The sequence below is a fragment of the Haemophilus aegyptius genome (assembly GCF_900475885.1).
Taxonomy (GTDB): domain Bacteria; phylum Pseudomonadota; class Gammaproteobacteria; order Enterobacterales; family Pasteurellaceae; genus Haemophilus; species Haemophilus influenzae.
In genome coordinates this window covers 1,565,509-1,588,713 of record NZ_LS483429.1, presented here as the reverse complement: position 1 = coordinate 1,588,713, position 23,205 = coordinate 1,565,509, and the positions used below count along the sequence as shown (strand labels likewise).

The following is a 23,205-nucleotide window of genomic DNA, read 5'->3' as shown; positions in this document are numbered from 1 at the left end:
GTAACATGACATTAAAAATTGCAATCGCTGGTGCTGGCGGAAGAATGGGGCGTCAATTAATTCAAGCGGTTCATTCTGCGGAAGGCGTAGAACTAGGTGCAGCTTTTGAACGCAAAGGATCATCTTTAGTTGGGACGGATGCGGGAGAATTGGCGGGAATTGGTCATCTTGGCGTTGCAGTTTCAGACGATCTTGAAAGCCAAAAAGATAAATTCGATTTATTAATCGATTTTACCCGACCAGAAGGCACCCTTGAACATATTGCATTTTGCGTAGCGAATAATAAAAAAATGGTGATCGGTACAACAGGTTTTGATGAAAATGGTAAAGTGGCGATTAAAGCAGCTTCAGATAAAATTGCTATTGTGTTTGCATCAAATTTCAGTGTTGGCGTGAATTTAGTCTTCAAGCTTTTAGAAAAAGCGGCAAAAGTGATGGGGGATTATTGCGACATTGAAGTGCTCGAAGCTCATCACCGTCATAAAGTTGATGCGCCATCTGGCACTGCACTTTCTATGGGCGAACATATCGCAAAAACCTTAGGTCGCGATTTAAAAACTCACGGAGTCTTCTGCCGTGAAGGAATTACAGGAGAACGTAAACGCGATGAAATTGGTTTTTCAACTATTCGTGCTTCGGATGTGGTGGGGGAACACACGGTTTGGTTTGCAGATATTGGCGAACGTGTAGAAATTTCCCATAAAGCATCAAGCCGAATGACTTTCGCTAATGGAGCAGTGCGTGCTGGTAAATGGTTAGAAAATAAGGCGAATGGCTTATTTGATATGACCGATGTATTAGATTTAAATAATTTATAAATCAATTTCAAGGTCACTTTCTACGTGACAGCAACATAATAAAATCTCATCAGGTTGAATAAAGGCAAGAGGCATTTCTTTATAAGACACTTTGCCTTTTTTGATCTTAACGCGACAAGAACCACAATAGCCACTACGGCATTGATATTCGTGATGAATATTATTTTTCTTGAGATGAACAAGTAAACTTGTTTCATTATTGAATTCTAATGTGGTTTTACTGTAGATTAGATGAATTTTCATAATAACAATGCAGTGAAATTTGCTGGGCATTATATAAGGAAAATCCATATGTTAAAAATACTGTGTTTTATAACCGCACTTTTTATTACGGCTTGTAGTTCTATTAGCAAAGAACCAGTGAAGACGGTGGATGTTTATATCAAACCTTATTATTCTGCTGAAAATGGAAAAGCAGAAAATGTATTTGTACATAAAAAAATTGATCCGATGCTACGTGAAAATACGATAAAAGGTTATAAAAGTGCGGTGAAATTTGTAGAAGAAAATCCAGCTCGAATTTCACCAATGACGATGTTCACGTTAGCCGCTCGGGCTTATGATTTTGGCTTAAGAGATGAAGCCGTTACTTGGTTTTATCGTGGACAAAATCGTTTGATCACCGCACTTTATGTGTTGGAGCTACCAAAACAAACGGTGCAGGATAATACAGGGTTCAGCCATGTAGTGGGGCAGTTTGTTAATGCTTATGCGTTTTGTAATTTTGATAAACAGAGTCTTGCTGCCGAAAATGCGGTGAAATGGACAATTGCACATCCTTATGAAGTGATTTTCTTACCAGCATTACCCGCAAAATTTGCAGATCGTCAAAAAGCGTTAAAAGAAGCAGAAGAAAAATTAGTTCAACGTTTACAGGAACAAGCCCGTTTTTTTGCTAATCCAAAAAATAAAGAAAAATGGCAAAAAGAGCGGTCAGAAAATTTTGTGAATGAACGATTTTGTTGGTAACAAGAAAAAATGGAATAGCGAATACGTTATTCCATTTTTATTTTTGATAAGCCAATGATTTTTCGCATTATTCTTTTACTTTTTAAGGACTTGGTATTATCATTACTCGGTTTTTTATTTTATAGAGAAAAGAGAAGCAGGGGAAACTATGCAACATCTGAACGAGCTTGTCGAGAAAGCAAAATTAGCGATTGAATCCATTCAGGATAAAAGTTTAACGGCTTTGGATGAAATCCGTGTCGAATATTTTGGTAAGAAAGGGCATTTTACGCAATTAATGCAAGAATTGCGTAACGTGTCAGCTGAAGAACGTCCTGCGATGGGCGCAAAAATTAACGACGTAAAACAAGCTGCGTTAGAATTTTTAAATACAAAAAAAGCGGAGTGGGAACAGGCTGAACTTAACGCAAAATTAGAAAAAGAACGTGTAGATGTCAGTTTACCAGGTCGCAAAGTTGAAACCGGTGGCTTACACCCAGTTACCATGACGATTAATCGTGTAACAAAATTTTTCTCAGAACTTGGCTTTTCAGTTGAAAATGGCCCTGAAATTGAAAGTGATTATTACAACTTCGATGCGTTAAATATTCCTAAATATCACCCAGCACGTGCCGATCACGATACTTTCTGGTTTAATCCAGAATTATTACTCCGCACTCAAACTTCTGGCGTGCAAATTCGTACTATGGAAAAAATGCAGCCACCAATTCGCATTATGGCTCCAGGACGTGTATATCGTAATGACTACGATCAAACGCATACGCCAATGTTTCATCAAATTGAACTACTTTATGTGGATAAAAAAGCAAATTTTACCGAATTGAAAGGTTTATTGCACGATTTCTTACGCGCTTTCTTTGAAGAAGATTTACAAGTGCGTTTCCGTCCATCTTATTTCCCATTCACAGAGCCTTCAGCGGAAGTGGATGTGATGGGTAAAAATGGTAAATGGTTAGAAGTGTTGGGCTGCGGTATGGTGCACCCAAATGTGTTGCGTAATGTTGGTATTGATCCGAATGAATATTCTGGTTTTGCAGTGGGAATGGGTGTTGAGCGTTTAACAATGTTACGTTATAACGTAACAGATTTACGTTCGTTCTTTGAAAACGACTTACGTTTCTTAAAACAATTTAAGTAATTTCTCGGATTTGAATTAAAAGGATAACAACAAATGAAATTTAGTGAACAGTGGGTAAGAGAATGGGTGAATCCATCCGTTTCAACCGAGCAATTATGCGAGCAAATTACCATGCTTGGCTTAGAAGTAGATGGCGTGGAAAGCGTTGCGGGTACATTTAATGGTGTCGTTGTTGGTGAAGTAGTGGAATGTGCACAACATCCAGATGCAGATAAATTACGTGTAACTAAAGTGAACGTAGGCGGTGATCGTTTATTGGATATTGTGTGCGGTGCACCAAATTGTCGTCAAGGCTTAAAAGTTGCTTGCGCAACAGAAGGTGCGGTATTACCTGGCGATTTCAAAATTAAGAAAACGAAATTACGTGGTCAGCCATCAGAAGGGATGCTTTGTTCATTTTCTGAATTAGGTATTGATGTTGAAGCGGATGGTATTATTGAATTGCCACTTGATGCACCAATTGGTACTGATTTACGTGAATATTTAGCTTTAGATGATAATGCCATCGAAATTAGCTTAACGCCAAACCGTGCGGATTGTTTGAGCATCGCAGGTATTGCGCGTGAAATTGGTGTGGTAAATAAACAACTCGTAAATCAACCGCACTTTGAAGCAATGCCAGCAACAATTTCTGATAAAGTTCAAATTGATTTACAAGCACCAGAAGCTTGCCCGCGTTATTTATTACGTGTGGTGAAAAACGTTAATGTGAAGGCTGCATCGCCAATGTGGATGCAAGAAAAATTGCGTCGCTGTGGTATTCGTTCTATCGATCCTATTGTCGATATTACTAACTATATTTTGCTTGAGTTTGGTCAGCCAATGCACGCGTTTGATGCAGCTAAAGTTACACAACCTGTTCAAGTTCGCTTTGCGAAGGAGGGAGAGGAATTAGTATTATTAGATGGCTCAACCGCAAAACTTCAATCAAATACGTTATTAATTGCTGACCAAAATGGTGCTTTAGCAATGGCAGGGATCTTTGGTGGTGCAGCCAGTGGCGTGAATAGTGAAACGAAAGATGTGATTTTAGAATCCGCATTTTTCGCTCCATTAGCGATTGCAGGCCGTGCAAGACAATATGGTTTACATACTGATGCATCGCACCGTTTTGAACGTGGTGTGGATTTTGAATTAGCGCGTAAAGCAATGGAACGAGCAACCATATTATTACTTGAAATCTGTGGTGGTGAAGCGGGTGAGATTTGTGAAGCAAGCAGTGAAACTCATCTTCCTAAAGTCAATACAGTTCAACTTCGCCGTAGTAAATTAGATGCACTTTTAGGTCATCATATTGAAACAGGAAGCGTAACGGAAATTTTCCATCGTCTTGGTTTCGGTGTTACTTATGCAAATGATATTTGGACGGTAACTTCTGCAAGCTGGCGTTTTGATATTGAAATCGAAGAAGATTTAATTGAAGAAGTGGCGCGTATTTATGGTTATAACAGCATTCCAAACAATGCACCATTAGCGCATCTCCGCATGCGTGAGCACAAAGAATCTGATTTAGATTTAGCTCGAATTAAGACCGCACTTGTGGATGCAGATTATCAAGAAGCTATTACTTATAGCTTTGTGGATCCAAAAATTCAAAGTTTATTACATCCACATCAAGAAGCACTTGTATTGCCAAACCCAATTTCTGTGGAAATGTCCGCAATGCGTGTGTCTTTAATCAGCGGTTTATTAGGTGCAGTGCTTTATAACCAAAATCGCCAACAATCTCGTGTTCGTTTATTTGAAACAGGATTACGTTTTGCACCAGATGCCAATGCTGAATTTGGTGTGCGTCAAGAATTTGTTTTAAGTGCAGTGATTACTGGAACGGCAAAATCTGAACATTGGGCAGGTAAAGCAGAGTCTGTAGATTTCTTTGATCTTAAAGGCGATTTAGAATCAGTACTTTCTTTAACAGAAGGTGGTAATAGAGTTCGTTTTGTTGCAAAACAATTTGATGCATTACATCCTGGTCAATCTGCTGCTATTGAATTAGATGGTCAAGAAATTGGCTTTATTGGTGCAATTCATCCCTCTATTAGCCAAAAACTTGGCTTAAATGGCAAAGCCTTTGTATTTGAAATGCTTTGGAATGCAATTGCGGCACGTAATGTAGTGCAAGCAAAAGAAATTTCTAAATTCCCTGCAAACCGTCGTGATTTGGCATTAGTGGTAGCCGATAGCGTACCAGCAGGGGAATTAATCGCAGCCTGTAAACAAGCAGGCGGTGAAAAATTGGTGCAAGTGAATTTGTTCGATGTATATCAAGGTGTGGGTGTTGCTGAGGGCTATAAGAGTTTAGCGATTAGCTTAACAGTCCAAGATAATGAAAAAACACTTGAAGACGAAGAAATTAACGCAGTGATTTCAGCAGTATTAGCTGAAGTAAAACAACGCTTTAATGCTGAATTAAGGAATTAGGATTAATATGGCTACGATAACTAAAATTGATATTGTTGAATATTTAAGCGATAAATATCACTTATCTAAACAGGATACGAAAAATGTAGTGGAGAACTTTTTGGAAGAAATCCGCTTATCGCTAGAATCTGGTCAAGATGTGAAATTATCAGGATTTGGTAATTTTGAATTACGCGATAAGTCATCTCGCCCAGGGCGTAACCCAAAAACAGGTGATGTTGTGCCAGTTTCTGCTCGCCGAGTAGTGGCATTTAAACCTGGGCAAAAGTTACGTGCCCGTGTAGAAAAAACTAAATAGTAAGCAACAAAAAGTGCGGTGAATTTCTACCGCACTTTTCATATGAAAAGGTATGAAAGTATATAAATCATTTTTAATCGCTACTGCCTCGCTGTTTTTATTCGCTTGTTCCAGTTTTCAAAACGATGATTATGCGATGAACTATAAAGGTCAAATCGGCGATCCTATTATGGCCATAGCCATGTTGAGCGAACAACAACATGAATGGGCAGGTACACCTTATGTGCTCGGCGGCGTTTCTCGTCGTGGGGTAGATTGTTCTGGTTTTGTGCAGAAAACTTTCTTCGATCGTTTTAATCTTCGTTTGCCTAGAAGCACTGTTGAACAAGCTAATTATGGTAAACATGTACGCAAAGAAGATATTCAAACTGGCGATTTAATTTTCTTTAAAACTGGCCGAGGCCCTAATGGTTATCATGTGGGGATTTATGTAAAAGAAGACAAATTCCTTCATGCTTCCACCAGAGGGGGAGTCGTCTATTCTTCAATGAATAACCCTTATTGGTCGAAAGCCTTCTGGCAAGTCAGACGGATTTAAAAAGTATAATGCTGAAATTTTCCAGCATTTTTTATTGTTTTTTCAATTGCTAGAAAATAAAAACCATTAAATTTATCTTCAATTATTATTTCTGTGATCCATCTCACAATCTTAATATGACAATTATCATAACCCTTTAGAGCGCGTTATATTATCTTTATGCTGTGTTAGTCGATATGGGAGAACAATATATGCTTACGACGATACTCAGCTTCCTCATTGTAACCACTGTGGTTGCGTATGTTTCTTGGTTAAAAACAAAAGGGGATGATTTAAAATTTTCAAAAGGGTATTTTTTGGCAGTGCGTGGGTTAAGCGGTTTAGTAATTGGCTGATGAATGGCACTCACATCGCTTTCAACTGAACAACTTATTGGCGTCAATGCGGTGTCCTATAAAGGTAATTTTTCCGTGATAGCTTGGACAGTTCCAACGGTTATTCCGCTTTGTTTCTTGGCTCTTTATATGCTGCCGAAATATTTGCGTAACGGTTACACCACAGTACCAGAGTTTTTTGAAAGCCGTTTCGACCGTCAAACTCGTTTGATTATGTCTACGCTTTTCTTAGTGTTTTATCTTTTCATCGTAATTCCAACCGCACTTTACACTGGTGCAATTGCCTTCAATAAAATCTTCAACTTAGAAACTGCATTTGGCTTAAGCTATGGGGCAGCCATAACTTACACTGTCATTGCCATTGGTGTTGTAGGGGCTATTTATGCGATTTTTACTGGATTAATGCCGTCGTCTCACGGCATTATTAAAAATGGGGAAAAGGGCGGTATAGGCGAAATTAGCCAAGAAAAACCGAATATCGGTAAATTGGCTGGCTATAATACTTATGTTGTAGGAAAGTGGCACGTAGGTACAAAATCCGTACCTGAAGATTACGGGATTAAAGGCCATAACTTTGATGGTTATGGCTATCCTGGCAGTGGAGTATATAAAAATTTAGTCTTCAACCAACCGCCAAGACATTCTAATCGTTATAAAGAATGGTTAGAAGAAAAGGGGTATGAAATCCCAGAAGTAAGCCGTGCCTACTTTGGTGATAACCCACATTTACGAGTACAAGAACTTTGTGGTTTACTCTCAGGTACAAAAGATCAAACCATCCCTTATTTCATCATTGATGAAGCGAAAAAATATATTCAAGAGTCATTAGATGAAGGCAAACCATTCTTTGCATGGATAAACTTCTGGGGGCCGCATACGCCTTGTATCGTGCCAGAACCTTATTATTCCATGTATCGAAAAGAAGATGTGGTGCTTGATAAAAGTTTCTTTACACCGTTAGAGGGCAAACCAGACCATTTCCGCACAATTTCAAAAATGTGGGGAATGTGGGAGGTGAGCGAAGATCATTGGAAAGAAGTCATCACAAAATTCTGGGGTTATATTACCTTAATTGATGATGCGATCGGTGAATTATTCGATTATCTTCAAAAACGCGGAATTTATGACCGCACTTTCTTGGTGGCTACGGCAGATCATGGCGATGCAATGGGCGCACATAGAATGATTGAAAAAGGGGAGTTTATGTTTGATACTACCTACAACATTCCGATGATTATCAAAGATCCAAACTCTGATCGTGTAAATCAAGAAGATGATAACCTTGTTTATCTTCACGATTTAACTTCAACAGTGTTCGATTTAGCCAATCAAAAAGTGCCTGAAAGTTTTGAAGGGCAGAGTATTTTTCCGATTATGCGCCAACACCAAGATAACCAACGAAAAGGTGTGCTTGGTCAGCTTGCGGGGCATTTTGTGTATTTTGAACAGCGTATGTGGCGTCGTAAAGATTACAAACTCGTATTTAATGCGACTGATGTTTGCGAACTTTACAACATCCGTAACGATCCAGAAGAAATGCATAATTTATTCTATGATTCACAATATAACAGCATCAAAAAAGAGATGTTGGAAGAAATGCGTGCTGAGATGAAACGTCTGAATGACCCACTGGAAAATTGGGTTTATCGAATTATTGACGAAATTTAATCAAAGTCGTAGATTAAGGGCGTATCTGATACGCCTTTTGTTATCTCTGTACCTTATTTATCTTTTAAAACCACAGGAATAAACATGAAAACAACATTACTAAAAACACTGACACCAGAGCTTAATCTTGTTCAACATAACGACATTCCAGTTCTTCACTTAAAACATGCGGTTGGAACAGCAAAAATTTCCTTGCAAGGGGCACAGCTTATCAGTTGGAAACCGCAAACTGCGAAGCAAGATGTATTATGGTTAAGTGAAGTAGAACCATTCAAAAATGGCAATGCCATTCGTGGGGGAGTGCCGATTTGTTATCCTTGGTTTGGTGGCGTAAAACAACCTGCACACGGCACAGCTCGTATTCGTTTATGGCAGTTAAGCCATTATGATATTTCAGCCCATAAAGTGCGGTTAGAATTTGAGTTGTTTTCTGATTTAAATATTATCGAAGCTAAAGTCTCAATGGTATTTACAGATAAATGTCATTTAACTTTTACCCATTATGGCGAAGAATCAGCCCAAGCAGCATTACATACCTATTTTAATATTGGGGATATTAATCAAGTGGAAGTACAAGGTTTACCTGAAACTTGTTTTAATAGCTTAAACCAACAACAAGAAAATGTTCCGTCACCGCGTCACATTTATGAAAATGTTGATTGCATTTATTCCGCAGAAACAATGCCATAATCAAATCCTAGATAAAAGTTTCAATCGTACAATTGCACTGCATCATCATAATGCAAGTCAATTTGTCCTTTGGAATCCTTGGCACAAAAAGACGAGAGGAATGAGTGAAACTGGCTATCAAACGATGTTGTGCTTAGAAACTGCACGTATCCATCACTTGCTTGAATTTGGCGAAAGTTTAAGCGTAGAAATTTCGCTTAAAGGCTAAATTTTGTTGCATAAGTGGTGTGAATACTATAGAATTCGCGGGATTTTGCTCGTTCCTCGCGGGCAACAAATTTGAAATCTTTTATTTTTAGCGAAAAGATTTTTACTATTAACCAATAGAAGGAATACGATTATTAAAACCGTAAAAAAAGCGCCGGCAGTAAATCGCCCAAACCGTATCAATGAAGAGATTCGTGTAAAAGAAGTTCGTTTAATTGACCAAAATGGTGAACAGGCAGGGATTGTTTCTATTCAACAAGCCCTAGAAATGGCAGAACAAGCAGAGCTTGATCTTGTTGAAATTAGCCCAAATGCAGAGCCGCCGGTTTGTCGCATTATGAACTACGGTAAATTCCTTTACGAAAAAAGTAAAACCGCTAAAGAACAAAAGAAAAAACAAAAAGTTGTGCAAGTTAAGGAAATTAAATTCCGCCCAGGCACAGACGAAGGTGACTATCAAGTTAAATTACGCAGCTTAATCCGTTTCTTAGAAGACGGAGACAAAGCGAAAATTACTGTGCGTTTCCGCGGTCGTGAAATGGCTCATCAAGACATCGGTTTAGATGTATTAGAGCGCGTAAAAAATGATTTAGCTGAAATTTCTGTCGTTGAATCTGCACCAGGTAAATTAGAAGGCCGTCAGGCTGTAATGGTGTTAGCACCGAAGAAAAAATAAGAATTTTGCTGAGATTCTTCAGCAAATCTTTTTGTTTAAGTTTGACTTAAATGAAAAGACAACTGCATGTTAGGCACACTACGCAGCCTAACTGCTTTTGAAAAGGCAATTTAATTTGCCTTATGATGGAAATAATCAGTGCTTCCAAGTAACTTTATAAGTTCGCCTGATTATGTTGTTTTAAACGAAAAATGCGGAGTTATTTTAACAATGCCTAAAATCAAAACAGTACGCGGCGCAGCGAAGCGCTTCAAAAAAACTGCTTCTGGTGGTTTCAAGCGTAAACAATCTCACTTACGTCATATTTTGACTAAAAAAACAACTAAACGTAAACGTCATTTACGTCATAAATCAATGGTTGCGAAAGCAGACCAAGTTTTAGTAGTAGCTTGCTTACCATACGCATAAGCCGTTATTTAAGCAAAACGTACGATTAGTTCATTTTAGAAAAATATTACATAGGAGATTAAATAATGGCTCGTGTAAAACGTGGTGTTATTGCAAGAGCACGCCATAAGAAAGTTCTTAAGGCTGCTAAAGGTTATTATGGTGCACGTTCACGCGTGTATCGCGTTGCTTTCCAAGCGGTGATCAAAGCTGGTCAATACGCATATCGTGACCGTCGTCAACGTAAACGTCAATTCCGTCAATTATGGATTGCACGTATCAACGCTGCAGCTCGTCAAAATGGTTTATCTTATAGCAAATTCATCAACGGCTTGAAAAAAGCATCTGTTGAAATCGACCGTAAGATTCTTGCTGATATCGCTGTATTCGACAAAGTAGCGTTCGCTGCATTAGTTGAAAAAGCAAAATCTGCACTTTAATTTTTTAAAGTTTAGATAAAGAAGAATTAGGACGCTGAAAAGCGTCCTTTTTTTGCACTTATGACTTTAAATTTTGTAAAATAATGCCATTAGTTCTCATCTGTTAAAATCTATGGCCGAAACAATCCCACTGAATCCCATCACGTTGCCTTTAAATCAAATTAGCTTAATCGAAGCGTCCGCTGGTACAGGGAAAACCTACACTATTGGTTCTTTATACCTCCGACTTTTATTAAAGGCGGGAGAAAATAACTTTTCTCGTCCGTTAAATGTGGAAGAAATTCTGGTGGTAACCTTTACGGAAATGGCAACAGAAGAACTCAAGAAAAAAATTCGTGAGCGTATAACAGATGCGATTGATAAACTCACTGCCTTTGCTAAAACCCAAGATAAATCCGCATTTAAAAATGATGAATTTCTTACCGCACTTTGTGATAATTTAGATATTTTTGAGGCAATTCATCGCTTGAAATTAGCCGAGCAAAATATGGATTTGGCGGCGATTTATACCATTCACGGTTTTTGTCGCCGTATGTTGATGCAATATGCTTTCCATTCAGGCATTCACTTCAATTTAGAATTAATAAAAGATCAATCTGATTTGTTAGTTCGTTTTGCTAATGAATTTTGGCGAGAGCATTTTTATCCGTTAGATTTTGAATCTGCGAATTTTATCGCGACAGAATTAGTATCGCCAGAAAATGTGTTGTCTTTGTTGAAAGCGGATTTAGGTAAAGATTTGCAGGTGGAGATTGAAAATAAACAGGCGTTATCTGTACCAATACAAATCTTTTTACCGCAATATCTTGGTGGTTATCAAAAGGCGTTGAATGAATTAAAGGCATTTTGGTTAGAAAGTGCGGATGAAATTTCAGCGATTATTACCAATGAACTGGAGAAAGATTATCCAAAAGATCAGTTGAAATCGTTAAATCGTAAAAAGTACCAAGTAAAGCGTTTAGGGGATTGGATTAATAAAATCAATCAATGGTCAAATAATCCTAGAGATTATCAAATTAATACCACATTGAAAGACTATTTCCTACAATCATCTATTGAGAAAAATTGCGAAGAATCAACGGATAAAAATAAAGATAAAAAACCCGCAACGCCTTTTTATTCCCCGATTTTTGCAGAGCTTGAAAAGCGCGTTAATGCCTTAATGACACCAGATTTACTAAGCAAACTCACTCTTTATCATTATCGACAAGGCTTACAACAAAAACTTTTAGACTATAAACTTAATCACCAAGAAAAATCCTTTGATGATTTATTGCGCTTGTTTTGCGAAGCTCTGCAAGGTGCGCAAGGAGATGAATTAGCGGAAATGATTCGCTTCCAATATCCTTTTGCGATGATTGATGAGTTTCAGGATACAGATTCACAACAATACGCTATTTTTTCAAAAATTTATCGTGATAATCCCGAAAAAAATACTGGTTTTATTATGATTGGTGATCCGAAGCAGGCGATTTATCGTTTCCGTGGTGCAGATATTTTTACTTATCTAAAAGCATCGGACGAAGCCCAATCTCGCTTTGAACTCACTAAAAATTATCGTTCAGAGAAGCATTTGGTTGATGGCGTAAATGCGTTGTTTGATTTTCCTCAATCGCCATTTATTTATCAAAATATTAACTTTACTGCTGTTGATTCTCGTGATGATCATCTGCGATTTTATTTGAACGGTAAAGCCGAACCAGCTTATCGTTTTTATCTAACTGAAAGTGACAAAGTGAATAAAACTGAAATGGCAAAAATATGTGCGATTTCTATTCAACATTGGCTAAAAAGTGCGGCAGAAAATCAGGCAGTTTTTCAAAATGAAGATACCTGTAAAACATTGCAAGCGGCGAATATTGCCGTATTAGTGCGTGATAAAAATGAAGCGGCTTTAGTAAAAAATGAATTGCAAAAATTGGGGATCGCGTCAGTTTATCTTTCTGATCAAAATAGCGTATTTGATAGCAATGTTGCGAAAGAATTAGCTTGGGTGCTTAAAGCCTGTTTGAATGTGGCAGAACGTCCAATTTTGAACGCAATTGCGACCGCACTTTTTGGCTTAAATGCAGCGGATATTCATCAAATTCAGCAGAATGAGGCAGACTGGCAACGTTGGGCTGATAGCTTTGCTCAATACCAACAAACCTGGCAACGCCAAGGAATATTGGCAATGTTACATCAAATTTTATTGGAGCAAGGCATTTCAGAACGCTTATTAAGCCAAGCCACGGGCGAGCGAGATTTAACGGATTTCCTACATTTGGCAGAAATTTTACAACAAGCTGCCACGATACACGAAAGTGAAGCGGCATTGCTCAGTTGGTTTGAAAAACAAATTCAAGGCGAAGGGCGTCAAGAGGCTCAAATTCGTTTAGAAAGTGAACGCCAGTTGGTAAAAATTGTGACAATCCATAAATCTAAAGGCTTAGAATATGATTTAGTTTGGCTACCATTTTTAGCTGCGCCGAGCAAAGATCCAAGTAAAAAAGACATCAATATTTATTATTCTAAAGAACGAGATGAAACCTTATGGGATATAGAAAATCGCAATTTAAACGCTCTTTGTGAAGAAACTTTTGCGGAAGAGTTACGTTTATTTTATGTGGCTTTAACGCGTGCCAAATATCAAATGGCATTCGCTTTGCCTGCGCAATTTGATAAAAAATGGAATGCCTTGCATTATGTACTAAGCCAAGGTGAAATAGGCAAGGAAATAAATTTGTCGGATTCTAAAGATACCGAGACGTTGTTGCAAGCCTTTAAAGAAAAAATGCGAGATAATGTGGAAATCTGTACTAAGCCAAATCTAGAGGCTTTGCCGACCTTATCAATTAATACAAAAAATGATGATTTTAAAGCCGCAGAATTTACGGGCAATATTGAGCAAGATTGGCGAATAACCAGTTTTACTTCAATTGAACAAGCACATCGCCGACAAAATTATTTCACTGAAAGTGCGGGTAAAAAACACGCTGTTTTTGATGACGCAAAAGATTATGACAGCCAAAATTCGATTGAAATGTCCACCGTACTTTTAAACGAAAGCGAATCAAGCATTTTAGATTTGCCAAGAGGTAAACAAGTCGGGACAGCATTGCATCGCCATTTTGAAAATTGCTATTTTTCTGATTTAGCAAATATAGAAGAAATTGACAAATTAAGACAATCCTTACAGTTAGATGAAACTTTTACAGAGTCGCTACAAAATTGGCTACAACAGATTTCACATACACCACTTTCTAATGAAATAGGAATAGCATTAGCTGATTTGGCAAATAAAGATTGCATTAAAGAAATGCCATTTTATCTGGCTATTCGGGAACATTTTGATGTTGAAGCGTTTAATCACACGTTGAAAGTCCATCATCATTTGCCAAGCGAGCCACTTCAATTTGAACAAATTCAGGGCATGGTGCGAGGTTCGATTGACTTAGTTTTCCGCCATAATGGAAAGTATTATCTTGTTGATTATAAATCTAATTTCTTAGGTTCAACCCTTGCTGATTACAATCAAGAGGCATTGAAAAAAGAAATGTTACACAGTCACTATGATTGGCAATATTTAATTTATACGCTGGCATTAAATCGTTATTTACAAAGCGTCGTGCCTCATTACGATTATGCGCGAGATTTCGGTGGGGTATTTTATCTTTTCTTACGTGGAATGAACGGTGAGCCACAATCTGGCATATTTTACGATCGTCCAAGGGTTGAATTAATCACAGAATTAGACGGGGTGTTTTAATGTTATCTGTATTACACAAACTTAAAGAGCTGCGCATTCTTTCTCAAGGTGATTATTATTTTGCTAAGTTGATAGCTGATAAACAATGTCATACGGATTATGCGGAACCAATCAAAAATTTAGCTATATTATTAGCCGCACTTTGTAGCTGGCGTTATACACAGGGAAATACTTGCAGCCAATTAGATCGCTATTTAGAACATAATTTATTTGGTTTGGCTTATCGTACAACGGAAGAAGATTATTTAGCAGAAATTCGTGAAAAGATTGGTTATTTAGCTGTGGAAGATTGGCAAAATGCGTTGCGCGGGCATATTGCATTTACGCAAGATCCTGTCAATCAAATTGCGCCAATGGCATTTCAATTTGGCGCGTTGTATTTCTATCGAGCTTGGCAAGATGAATATCGCATCGCACAATATATAAAAAACACCTTAAAAAAACACCGCACTTTAGCCTTTTCTTATGATGAAATTCATCAAAAATTAGATAAATATTTCCCTGAAAAACAGGAAAAAACAGATTGGCAAAAAGTGGCAGTGGCGACAGCGATTAAAAGTCCATTTTCGATTATTACAGGCGGCCCAGGAACAGGAAAAACCACCACAGTTACGCGTTTATTGCTCGTTCTACAAGAATTATTTGATTGTAAATTACACATCAAATTGGTTGCGCCGACTGGCAAAGCCGCCTCCCGTTTGGAAGAGTCGATTAAAAATGCGTTAGGTTTTATGCAAGAAAAAATGAATGTATCCGATTCACTTTTCAATGCGATTCCACAAAAAGCCAGCACCTTGCATAGTTTACTGGGCGTGAACGCCTTTAATGATTACACGCGCTATAACAGCCATAACCCTTTGCAATTAGATGTGTTAGTTGTCGATGAAACATCAATGATTGATTTGCCGATGATGGCAAAACTTATCAATGCGTTAAAGCCCGAAACCCGATTAATTTTATTAGGCGATCAAGCGCAATTAGCCTCTGTTGAGGCGGGGGCAGTATTGGGAGAATTAGCTCAATTTGTTACTCAACCTTATAGTCATGAACAAGCCACGTATTTACAAGCGACAACAGGTTACAAAGTAGAAGGTTCCGATTGTTCAAATCCAATACGTGATTGCTTATGCCATCTAACAGAAAGTCGCCGTTTTGATAAAGATTCAGGCATTGGCAAGTTGGCTGAATTCATTCAAAAAGGCAAAGCAGACGATAGCCTTGAGTTATTTGACCATTATCCGCAAGAATTGCACTTTAATGCCCTAAATGATGAAAGCGATGCGGTCAATCAAGTGGTGAAAAGTGCGGTGGAAAATTACCGCACTTTCTTAAAAATGTTGGATGATTTACGTAAACAAAAAATTGATCCTAACGCTAAAAATGAACAAGGCATTTCCTATGCCGAAGCTATTCAAGTGCAATTTAATTCTGTGAGATTTTTAACCGCACTTCGTAATAACAATTTAGGTGTCGAAAATCTCAATAAAGAAATTGCGTTAGCGTTGCGAGAGGAAAAATTGCTTTGGTTCCGTAATGAACAAGATTGGTATATCGGCAAGCCAATTATGATTACTGAAAACGATCATAATGTTCGCCTTTATAACGGCGATATTGGACTGTGCTTGGCAAATGGCAAAGTATGGTTTGGCAATCGAGAAGTGCTGACAAGCCGAATTCCAGCGCATGAGCCCGCTTTTATGATGACGATTCATAAATCTCAAGGTTCAGAATTTAAACATACCGTCATGGTGCTTCCAACAGAAGTAAATCCAGTACTGTCGCGAGAATTAGTTTTCACGGGCGTCACTCGTGCGAAAAAAGAACTCACTGTATTTGCCGATGAAAAAATATGGAAAACAGCGATTCGCCAGACCGTCAAACGCCAGAGCGGATTGGGAAAATTATTGGAAGATTTAAATTAGTAAAAGGCGGTAAATTTGGAAGATAAATCAATCAGATAATCTCCATTTAAAATAACTTTTGGGGAAGATTATTTTAATAAATTCTTCAAACTGGTTTTCATTGCTGCCATTTGATTTTCAAATTGTGCCTTGCTTTCTCTTTCGTCAATCATATAGGTAATTGTTTCCGAAAGCGTCATCTTCATTTTTCGAGAATATTTAGAAAGACGTAGCCAAACAGCATATTCCAAATCAATGGATTTTTTCTTTGTATGTTGTTTTTCTCCATTAAAAAAGCGTTTACGGCGTGCACGAATAGCTTGATCAAGCTTAATTGGTAAGGCTGGAGAAAGATGATTTTTAATCCATTCTTCAATTTTTTCAGGATAATTTTGGGATTCTAATAATTCTTGGGCTTTAGCTTCTTGCAAACTACGTTCTTCGTAGCGAGTAATATTTTCCCCTTCGCGATGTTTACGAATTAGGTAAATCCATTTCCAATTTGCTTCTTGATTTTCGAGTTTTTGGTATTTCATTTTTCATCATTGAGTGACGTGGTAACTGCATTAATATACGTGTTTTTATGCCGATTTTCTAGTGGATTTTCACAAGGCTATTAAATATGCGATAATGTGGTCAATTTTTCTAGAAAGAGACCAGCCGTGAGTTCATTATTTTCTCAACAACAAGCTATTGAGCAATCTTTAAATTGGCAGGCATTACAACCTGATTTGGTAATTCAAGATTTTCCTTTAGAACCAGTGAATTTCTGGGCGTTACAACCGAATGCTACACAGGGTATCGATTTATTTTTACGTCATCCGACACGTTCCTTACTAATGATGAAAGTGGGCGAACCTGTTGAATATGCGGAGTTATTACAAAATTTTATATCGCAAAATCATCATAAAGTGCGGTCAATTTTTGGTGTAAATTATGTGATAGAGCAGGGCGACTCTTTTTCTTTTCCTCATGTTTATACTGAGCCAGCAAAATCTTTAGATGATAATTTTGCTAGTCAAGGAGAGGCGTTAAGTGCATTGTATTGCGATCAATTCCAGCTTTTCGGTAGTTTTCGGATTCATCCAAGTTCACAAGATATTCAATTAGTGCCGGGATTGGTGCATAAGGCTAATGGTGGCGTTTTGATTTTAAGTGCGGCAACATTGTTATCTCAATTTGATTTATGGGGGCGATTAAAACAAATTCTGCAAACCCAGACTTTTGACTGGTATTCAGCCCATCCATTTAAAAATTTACCTTGTGATATACCAAGCTATGCGCTGAACTTAAAAGTGATTGTACTTGGTAATCGTACTGAATTAGCCACTTTGGCTGAGTTAGAAGAAAATCTTTATTCTTTCGCCGATTATGCTGAAATTGAAAGTTATATTTCTGTAGCTAAAGTGGAGGAACAAAAAACTTGGGCGGGTTATGTACAACAAATGGCTCAAGAGCAAAATATTGAGCTAGATTTTCTTGCTTTAAATAAACTCTATCAATTATTAGTTCGTGAAAGTGAAAATCGCTTTTTAATTAATGCATCTCCTCTCAAATTAAAAGAAATATTACAGGATGCCTCAACTTTTGCTGAAAAAACAGCATTAAGTGCGGTGGATTTTGAGGGTATTTTTCAACAAAAATTAGCGCAATATGGTTTCTTAAAAGAACAAACTTATGCCGATATTTTAAACGAGCAAGTTTATGTCGAAACGCAAGGCGAAATTGTTGGACAAATTAATGGGCTTTCGGTAATTGAATATCCTGGTACGCCAGTATGTTTCGGCGAACCTTCGCGTATTAGTTGTATTGTGCAATTTGGCGATGGGGAAGTGATTGATGTTGAAAGAAAAAATGAACTAGCGGGAAATATTCACGGCAAAGGAATGATGATTGCGCAGGCTTGTCTTTCCAATATCTTAGATTTGCCCTCGCAATTGCCATTTTCTGCATCATTGGTGTTTGAACAGTCTTATGGAGAAATTGATGGCGATAGTGCATCTTTGGCGATTTTTTGTGTGTTAGCAAGTTCTTTAGCCGATTTGCCTTTGCCTCAACATATCGCAATTACAGGATCGATTGATCAATTTGGACTTGTTCATTCTGTTGGTGGTGTAAATGATAAAATCGAAGGCTTTTTTACTATTTGCCAACGTCGTGGTTTGACTGGAAAACAAGGTGTAATCATTCCAATGACAACAATCCAGCAACTGAGTTTATCTGATGAAGTGAAAAGTGCGGTAAAAAATGGCGAGTTTTTTATTTATCCTGTGGAAGATATTTATCAGGCTTGTGAATTGTTATTTGGGCGTGATTTGTTAGATGAAAGCAAAGATTATACAGAAAAAACTGAGCCTTTATCTCGTCTTATTCAACGTCGTATTGAGGGACGTGCCGATTCTGAACGAAAAAGTTTTTGGCATTTTTTCCGCTCCTAATAGAGAAAAGCGAGCATTTTTTCGCTTTTCTTTTTTTTCTATAATTTCTAAGAGTGACTGCTCCGACAAGTTTTGCGAACAAGTGTTAGCTATTTACAGTTTACTGCGTTCCTTTTAAAATAAATATATCAGTTATAAACTGGATTTATCATATATAAAGGAATCTGAAATGCAAAACGCTTGTACACTTAATAAAAAAAGTAGTTATTCTTATGATGATTTGCTCGCGTCAGGTCGCGGTGAATTATTTAGTAAAGAAGGTCCGCAATTACCCGCGCCAACAATGTTGATGATGGATCGTATTATTGAAATGAATGAAGAAACAGGTGCTTTCGGTAAAGGATACATTGAAGCCGAACTTGATATTAAACCTGAATTGCCGTTCTTTGGTTGCCATTTCATTGGCGATCCAGTAATGCCAGGTTGTTTAGGATTGGATGCGATGTGGCAGCTTGTTGGGTTTTATTTAGGCTGGATTGGTGGCAAAGGAAAAGGGCGAGCATTAGGGGTTGGAGAAGTTAAATTCACAGGACAAATTTTGCCAACAGCTAAAAAAGTGGTGTACCGAATCCATATGAAACGAGTTATTAATCGTAAACTAGTTATGGGAATGGCTGATGGTGAAGTTGAAGTAGATGGTCGTGTTATTTATACCGCGACAGATTTAAAAGTGGGACTATTCCAAGATACCTCAACATTTTAATTTTCCTTTATTAATTCATACAAAAGTGCGGTGAAAATTTTTCTTAGATTTTCACCGCACTTTTACTTATTAAATTGTAATAAATTTTTAAAATATCTATAATATTCTTGTTATTTTTTAATTTTATTAGTGGTAAATAAAGTTTATTTTAAAGTTTTTAATAAACGTTATTATAGAAAATATTAAATTAATTTCTATTTAAATTATAAATGATTAAATAATATATTAAAGTAGTGGGAATATGATGGTAAATGATGATTTTCAAGAATATGTGAAGCAACTGGTAACAAAACATCGAGATGAACGAATTTATCCTTTTCAATATGAAGGAAAAAAATATTGGTTGAAGCAACCTGAAAAATTGAAAGGTATTTGGCTATTATTAAAACCCCATCCTAAAAAATCTTTTAAAAATGAATTATATACTTTATTGAAGCTTGCTGAACAAAATGCGCCAGTGCCAAAAGTCTCTTATTATAGTGATCATTTTTTTGTTTTAGAGAATGTGGGACTTACCGTATCACAATGGCTATGTAATAAAAATATAGGTGAACAACAGAAATTTTTAATTATTTATGATGCTTGTCTCGCTTTGATTGATTTGCATGCTAAAAATTTGGTGCATGGTCGTCCTGCCATTCGAGATATTACTTGGGATAAAGGGAAAGTTACTTTTCTTGATTTTGAATCTCGTTCAAATAGCCGAAATCAAAATTGGGTAGTTATTCGGGATATGTTATTTTTCTTTGATAGTTTATGTCGAGAAGAAGATATTTCGGACACTTTTATTCAAAAAGTAGCGTTGTATTATCAAACACATTGTGAAGCGAAAAATTGGCAAAATATGATCGTATTTTTGCAACGTTTTAGCTGGATTTATTATCTTTTATTGCCTTTTAAACCTATTGCAAAGACAGATTTAATTGCGATTTATCGCTTATTTGAAATTTTCTTGATAAAGAAAAAATGATGAAGAAAATATTTTTTATTTTTGCATTATCAGGCATATTAGCTGCTTGTACTGTGGGTGCTGGTGTTAGTGCTGGTGGTGGAAGTAATGGTGTAGGATTAGGTGTGGGGATTGGATCTGGTATTCGCTTCTAATAATGAAAAGTGCGGTAACTTTAATCTTTATCTTGCATTTGAACTTATTCATCGTTAGAATGCGATTTCCTTGTCACCGCTGAGTTAGAGATCGGCGAATGATGTATTAATAACACTACCTTTTAGGAGTAAAAAATGTCTCTAAGTACAGAAAAAAAAGCAGCAATCGTTGCTGAATTTGGTCGTGATGCGAAAGATACTGGTTCTTCTGAAGTTCAAATCGCATTATTAACTGCACAAATCAACCACTTACAAACTCACTTCGCAGAGCACAAAAAAGACCACCATGGTCGTCGTGGTTTATTACGTATGGTTTCTCGTCGTCGTAAACTTTTAGACTACTTAAAACGTACTGATCTTGCTTTATACCAAAGCACTATCGCTCGTTTAGGTTTACGTCGCTAATTTTTATTACGATAGTAAAAAATCAAGCCCTCGAATATCGAGGGCTTTTTTTATGGGGCTGTACTAGATCACTAGACCAAACTCCCCTTAACTAATTGTTTTAAAATGGAAATTTGAGATTTTATTTCACTGTTGTTAAAACGCCATTCACATTCTTTTAAATACAGCTCAAAATGCTCTTTGGGAATGCCATTAAACTTCTGTAAATGGCGTTTTGCGTGATTCCAAAAATTCCCAATTCCGTTTATATAGTTGTGATTTTCAGCAAAATGCGTGCTGTGATTGATGCGAAAATGACTAAATTCACTGACATCAAGCACATCATAACCACGAAAGGTATCCGTGTACACAATGCTATCAGGCTTAACTTTCTCTCGGATAATTGGCAATAATGTCGCTGATTGCGCATTAGGAACAACGACGGTATAAACCTTGCCATTTCATTTGAGAAGCCCGAATACTGCGACTTTCCCTGCAACACTGCGACCACGTTTGCCTTTTCGAGTACTGCCGAAATAGCTTTCATCGGCTTCAATTTCGCCTTCAAACATTTCCAAATGTGGGCTTGTTTGATAAATGAGTAAGCGTAATCGATGAAAGTAATAAGTGGCTGTATTTTTGTTTACATTAACCAATTTACTGGCTGTTCTTGCTGTGACACCTACGGCAAATAGTTCAATGAGTTTATTTTATTTATGCTGGCTTAAGTGACTTTTTCTCATTGGTTTATTCTAACCTGAATGGGATTTTTAGTTGTTATCTACTACAGCACCTTAATATTTATAGAGTTCGTTATATAAATTACGCTCGAATTGTACTAATGGGGCACGTTTTGTTTTGCTTTCCAAATCGCCAGTTGAGTAGCCATTAATAAATTGTACAAATGCCACTTTTTCCCCTCGTGCATTTGTCATAAAGCCAGCTAGGTTATAAACGCCTTTCAAAGAACCAGTTTTAGCAATCACGTTTTTCACTAATGGCGGGCTAATTAATCCACCTCGCCCACTGATCGTGCCATCTACACCTGCGATGGGGAAAGTTTCCATTAAATGTAGTTTATCTTCGTTTTTGGCGATGTATTCTAAAACGGATAGCATCGTTTTAGGTGCCACAAGATTATGGCGAGATAGACCCGAACCATCGGCTAAAATGCTATTACCAAAACGAATTCCTTGTTTTTGCAATATGGATTTAACCGCTAATGTGCCTAATTGAAAGGAGGCGGGGCGTTTATAGTAATTGAATGCCACCGCACGGAATAATGAATCGGCAATTTGGTTATCGGATTTTTTCATCATTTTTTTCAATAAATCTGGTAATGGTTTTGATAAATGTTTCGCTAATAGCTGACCTTGTTGTGGTTTTTGGGGTAGTAGTACTTTGCCGTTAAACTCAATACCTAATTGTCTTAATTGACGTTGAATAATTGCGGCAGCATAAGCATCTGTATTTTGCACGGCAAAACTTAAGCCAAAAGGTTTAGATTGACGGGATAAACATCCTTTTACTTGATAGCGATTATTGTCGTGTACAACAACATCGAGCTGACAATAAGGCACTTCATTGCTATCCGCTACATAAACTTGTCCGAACACTTGAATTGGAAATTGTGCAGGCACATTAATTTTTACTATTTCACCTGGATTTTTATTCGCATCTAGTTCCGCATAAAAACAGTTGTTATCAATATTTGCAGCTGCTGGTGGAGAGTTGAAACACATTGTGAGATCGTTCCAAATCCAACCTAATCCTCGGTCGTGACTAGAAAAAACAGAGGTATCTAATACTAAATCGCTATTAATTTTTTTGATGCCTTGTTTTTTTAATTCTGCAAGTAAGCTATAAAGCTGACCTCTTGTGAGATCAGGATCGCCTGTGAAACGCACGATTAAGTGACCATCTAAATTCCCATTTTGAATTTTTCCATTACTCAAAAGAGCGGTCTCAAATTGGAATTGATCGCCTAATGCAAGTTTAGCGGCAACGGCTGTAAAAACTTTTTGTGTGCTTGCAGGAAGCATAAAGGTTGAGCCATTATAATTAGCAATTATTTGATTTTGATTGATATTTTTAGCAATAACACCTGCGTTAGAGCCTTCAGGCAATTTTTGTGTTAAATCTGAAATATTAATATTGGCGAAAGTTGGTAGGCTAAAACTTACGGAAAGTAAAAAGGAACCAAGTGCGGTGGAAATTGAAGATAATTTTTTCATATTAGGTTTGTTATGGTTGCTATTTTTTTTTAGACGAACAATAATAAGCCCCGAATGAAATTGAGTAAATCATTTTCTCATTTCAAGTTTATTTTTAATAATACTGCA

The 23,205-nt window shown here is 37.2% G+C and carries 20 protein-coding genes and 2 pseudogenes; 18 read left to right on the top strand and 4 right to left on the bottom strand.

Annotated elements, in window-relative coordinates; translation table 11 throughout:
- Nucleotides 1-5: 5 nt before the first annotated feature.
- Nucleotides 6-818: a 4-hydroxy-tetrahydrodipicolinate reductase gene (dapB, locus tag DQN49_RS08330; protein WP_006995954.1), complete on the top strand. Its 813-nt coding sequence runs from the start codon at nt 6-8 to the stop codon at nt 816-818.
- Here dapB and yfaE read toward each other — a convergent pair.
- Nucleotides 813-1,061: a class I ribonucleotide reductase maintenance protein YfaE gene (gene yfaE / locus DQN49_RS08325; protein ID WP_006995955.1), complete on the bottom strand. Its 249-nt coding sequence runs from the start codon at nt 1,059-1,061 to the stop codon at nt 813-815. The genes dapB and yfaE overlap by 6 nt on opposite strands.
- A 48-nt stretch (nt 1,062-1,109) precedes the next feature.
- Between yfaE and DQN49_RS08320 the strand changes: the two genes are divergently transcribed.
- From DQN49_RS08320 to recD, 12 genes and pseudogenes are all read left to right on the top strand, one after another.
- On the top strand, nt 1,110-1,787 hold the full coding sequence (locus tag DQN49_RS08320; protein ID WP_223395544.1) for a hypothetical protein: 678 nt from the start codon (nt 1,110-1,112) through the stop codon (nt 1,785-1,787).
- A 148-nt stretch (nt 1,788-1,935) separates the two neighbouring features.
- The gene (pheS, locus tag DQN49_RS08315) at nt 1,936-2,925 is read left to right on the top strand and encodes a phenylalanine--tRNA ligase subunit alpha (RefSeq protein WP_006995957.1); all 990 of its coding nucleotides are present in this window, start codon (nt 1,936-1,938) and stop codon (nt 2,923-2,925) included.
- Nucleotides 2,926-2,958: 33 nt separating this feature from the next.
- Nucleotides 2,959-5,346 (top strand): phenylalanine--tRNA ligase subunit beta, encoded by a 2,388-nt coding sequence (gene pheT / locus DQN49_RS08310; RefSeq protein ID WP_006995958.1) that lies wholly within the window; start codon nt 2,959-2,961, stop codon nt 5,344-5,346.
- A gap of 7 nt (nt 5,347-5,353) precedes the next feature.
- On the top strand, nt 5,354-5,644 hold the full coding sequence (locus DQN49_RS08305) for an integration host factor subunit alpha (protein ID WP_006995959.1): 291 nt from the start codon (nt 5,354-5,356) through the stop codon (nt 5,642-5,644).
- A gap of 52 nt (nt 5,645-5,696) precedes the next feature.
- Entirely contained in the window at nt 5,697-6,182 is a 486-nt protein-coding gene (locus DQN49_RS08300) for an NlpC/P60 family protein (RefSeq protein ID WP_005650361.1), read from the top strand.
- Between the two features lie 338 nt (nt 6,183-6,520).
- On the top strand, nt 6,521-8,185 hold the full coding sequence (locus tag DQN49_RS08295; protein ID WP_006995961.1) for a sodium:solute symporter family transporter: 1,665 nt from the start codon (nt 6,521-6,523) through the stop codon (nt 8,183-8,185).
- A gap of 84 nt (nt 8,186-8,269) precedes the next feature.
- Nucleotides 8,270-9,083 (top strand): annotated as a pseudogene (locus DQN49_RS08290) (D-hexose-6-phosphate mutarotase).
- A 129-nt stretch (nt 9,084-9,212) separates the two neighbouring features.
- Entirely contained in the window at nt 9,213-9,758 is a 546-nt protein-coding gene (gene infC, locus DQN49_RS08285) for a translation initiation factor IF-3 (protein ID WP_425287131.1), read from the top strand.
- Nucleotides 9,759-9,968: 210 nt separating this feature from the next.
- Entirely contained in the window at nt 9,969-10,166 is a 198-nt protein-coding gene (gene rpmI / locus DQN49_RS08280; RefSeq protein ID WP_005596065.1) for a 50S ribosomal protein L35, read from the top strand.
- Nucleotides 10,167-10,231: 65 nt separating this feature from the next.
- Nucleotides 10,232-10,585 (top strand): 50S ribosomal protein L20, encoded by a 354-nt coding sequence (rplT, locus tag DQN49_RS08275; RefSeq protein WP_005596075.1) that lies wholly within the window; start codon nt 10,232-10,234, stop codon nt 10,583-10,585.
- 112 nt (nt 10,586-10,697) lie between these two features.
- Nucleotides 10,698-14,333, top strand: a complete 3,636-nt coding sequence (gene recB / locus DQN49_RS08270; protein ID WP_006995963.1) for an exodeoxyribonuclease V subunit beta — start codon at nt 10,698-10,700, stop codon at nt 14,331-14,333.
- Entirely contained in the window at nt 14,333-16,255 is a 1,923-nt protein-coding gene (recD, locus tag DQN49_RS08265) for an exodeoxyribonuclease V subunit alpha (RefSeq protein ID WP_006995964.1), read from the top strand. Before recB ends, recD begins: the two co-directional genes overlap by 1 nt.
- A gap of 68 nt (nt 16,256-16,323) precedes the next feature.
- On the opposite strand, the gene matP is transcribed toward recD, so the two are convergent.
- Entirely contained in the window at nt 16,324-16,770 is a 447-nt protein-coding gene (matP, locus tag DQN49_RS08260) for a macrodomain Ter protein MatP (RefSeq protein WP_005628871.1), read from the bottom strand.
- Nucleotides 16,771-16,896: 126 nt separating this feature from the next.
- On the opposite strand from matP, the gene DQN49_RS08255 reads away from it, so the two are divergent.
- The 5 genes from DQN49_RS08255 (at nt 16,897) to rpsO (ending at nt 20,884) form a co-directional block, all read left to right on the top strand.
- Nucleotides 16,897-18,672 carry an AAA family ATPase gene (locus tag DQN49_RS08255; RefSeq protein ID WP_032826279.1) on the top strand — a complete coding sequence of 592 codons (1,776 nt, stop codon included), beginning with the start codon at nt 16,897-16,899 and terminating at the stop codon, nt 18,670-18,672.
- A 169-nt stretch (nt 18,673-18,841) separates the two neighbouring features.
- Nucleotides 18,842-19,375: a bifunctional 3-hydroxydecanoyl-ACP dehydratase/trans-2-decenoyl-ACP isomerase gene (fabA, locus tag DQN49_RS08250; RefSeq protein WP_006995966.1), complete on the top strand. Its 534-nt coding sequence runs from the start codon at nt 18,842-18,844 to the stop codon at nt 19,373-19,375.
- A 241-nt stretch (nt 19,376-19,616) separates the two neighbouring features.
- Complete coding sequence (locus tag DQN49_RS08245; RefSeq protein WP_006995967.1) at nt 19,617-20,345, top strand: BUD32 family EKC/KEOPS complex subunit; 729 nt, start codon at nt 19,617-19,619, stop codon at nt 20,343-20,345.
- Nucleotides 20,345-20,479 (top strand): hypothetical protein, encoded by a 135-nt coding sequence (locus DQN49_RS10595; RefSeq protein WP_032826280.1) that lies wholly within the window; start codon nt 20,345-20,347, stop codon nt 20,477-20,479. The genes DQN49_RS08245 and DQN49_RS10595 overlap by 1 nt, the downstream gene beginning before the upstream one ends.
- 135 nt (nt 20,480-20,614) lie before the next feature.
- Nucleotides 20,615-20,884 (top strand): 30S ribosomal protein S15, encoded by a 270-nt coding sequence (gene rpsO / locus DQN49_RS08235; protein ID WP_005652821.1) that lies wholly within the window; start codon nt 20,615-20,617, stop codon nt 20,882-20,884.
- 71 nt (nt 20,885-20,955) lie between these two features.
- Here the strand turns inward: rpsO and DQN49_RS08230 are convergent.
- Nucleotides 20,956-21,564, bottom strand: a pseudogene (locus DQN49_RS08230) (IS1595 family transposase).
- A 93-nt stretch (nt 21,565-21,657) separates the two neighbouring features.
- The gene (gene dacB, locus DQN49_RS08225) at nt 21,658-23,097 is read right to left on the bottom strand and encodes a serine-type D-Ala-D-Ala carboxypeptidase (RefSeq protein WP_065246944.1); all 1,440 of its coding nucleotides are present in this window, start codon (nt 23,095-23,097) and stop codon (nt 21,658-21,660) included.
- Nucleotides 23,098-23,205: the final 108 nt, after the last annotated feature.

Excerpts from the sequence above, each read along its gene's own strand:
- dapB (WP_006995954.1), top strand. The coding sequence starts at position 6 with ATGACATTAAAAATTGCAATCGCTGGTGCTGGCGGAAGAATGGGGCGT.
- yfaE (WP_006995955.1), bottom strand. The coding sequence starts at position 1,061 with ATGAAAATTCATCTAATCTACAGTAAAACCACATTAGAATTCAATAAT.
- DQN49_RS08320 (WP_223395544.1), top strand. The coding sequence starts at position 1,110 with ATGTTAAAAATACTGTGTTTTATAACCGCACTTTTTATTACGGCTTGT.
- pheS (WP_006995957.1), top strand. The coding sequence starts at position 1,936 with ATGCAACATCTGAACGAGCTTGTCGAGAAAGCAAAATTAGCGATTGAA.
- pheT (WP_006995958.1), top strand. The coding sequence starts at position 2,959 with ATGAAATTTAGTGAACAGTGGGTAAGAGAATGGGTGAATCCATCCGTT.
- DQN49_RS08305 (WP_006995959.1), top strand. The coding sequence starts at position 5,354 with ATGGCTACGATAACTAAAATTGATATTGTTGAATATTTAAGCGATAAA.
- DQN49_RS08300 (WP_005650361.1), top strand. The coding sequence starts at position 5,697 with ATGAAAGTATATAAATCATTTTTAATCGCTACTGCCTCGCTGTTTTTA.
- DQN49_RS08295 (WP_006995961.1), top strand. The coding sequence starts at position 6,521 with ATGGCACTCACATCGCTTTCAACTGAACAACTTATTGGCGTCAATGCG.
- rpmI (WP_005596065.1), top strand. The coding sequence starts at position 9,969 with ATGCCTAAAATCAAAACAGTACGCGGCGCAGCGAAGCGCTTCAAAAAA.
- rplT (WP_005596075.1), top strand. The coding sequence starts at position 10,232 with ATGGCTCGTGTAAAACGTGGTGTTATTGCAAGAGCACGCCATAAGAAA.
- recB (WP_006995963.1), top strand. The coding sequence starts at position 10,698 with ATGGCCGAAACAATCCCACTGAATCCCATCACGTTGCCTTTAAATCAA.
- recD (WP_006995964.1), top strand. The coding sequence starts at position 14,333 with ATGTTATCTGTATTACACAAACTTAAAGAGCTGCGCATTCTTTCTCAA.
- matP (WP_005628871.1), bottom strand. The coding sequence starts at position 16,770 with ATGAAATACCAAAAACTCGAAAATCAAGAAGCAAATTGGAAATGGATT.
- fabA (WP_006995966.1), top strand. The coding sequence starts at position 18,842 with ATGCAAAACGCTTGTACACTTAATAAAAAAAGTAGTTATTCTTATGAT.
- DQN49_RS08245 (WP_006995967.1), top strand. The coding sequence starts at position 19,617 with ATGATGGTAAATGATGATTTTCAAGAATATGTGAAGCAACTGGTAACA.
- DQN49_RS10595 (WP_032826280.1), top strand. The coding sequence starts at position 20,345 with ATGAAGAAAATATTTTTTATTTTTGCATTATCAGGCATATTAGCTGCT.
- rpsO (WP_005652821.1), top strand. The coding sequence starts at position 20,615 with ATGTCTCTAAGTACAGAAAAAAAAGCAGCAATCGTTGCTGAATTTGGT.
- dacB (WP_065246944.1), bottom strand. The coding sequence starts at position 23,097 with ATGAAAAAATTATCTTCAATTTCCACCGCACTTGGTTCCTTTTTACTT.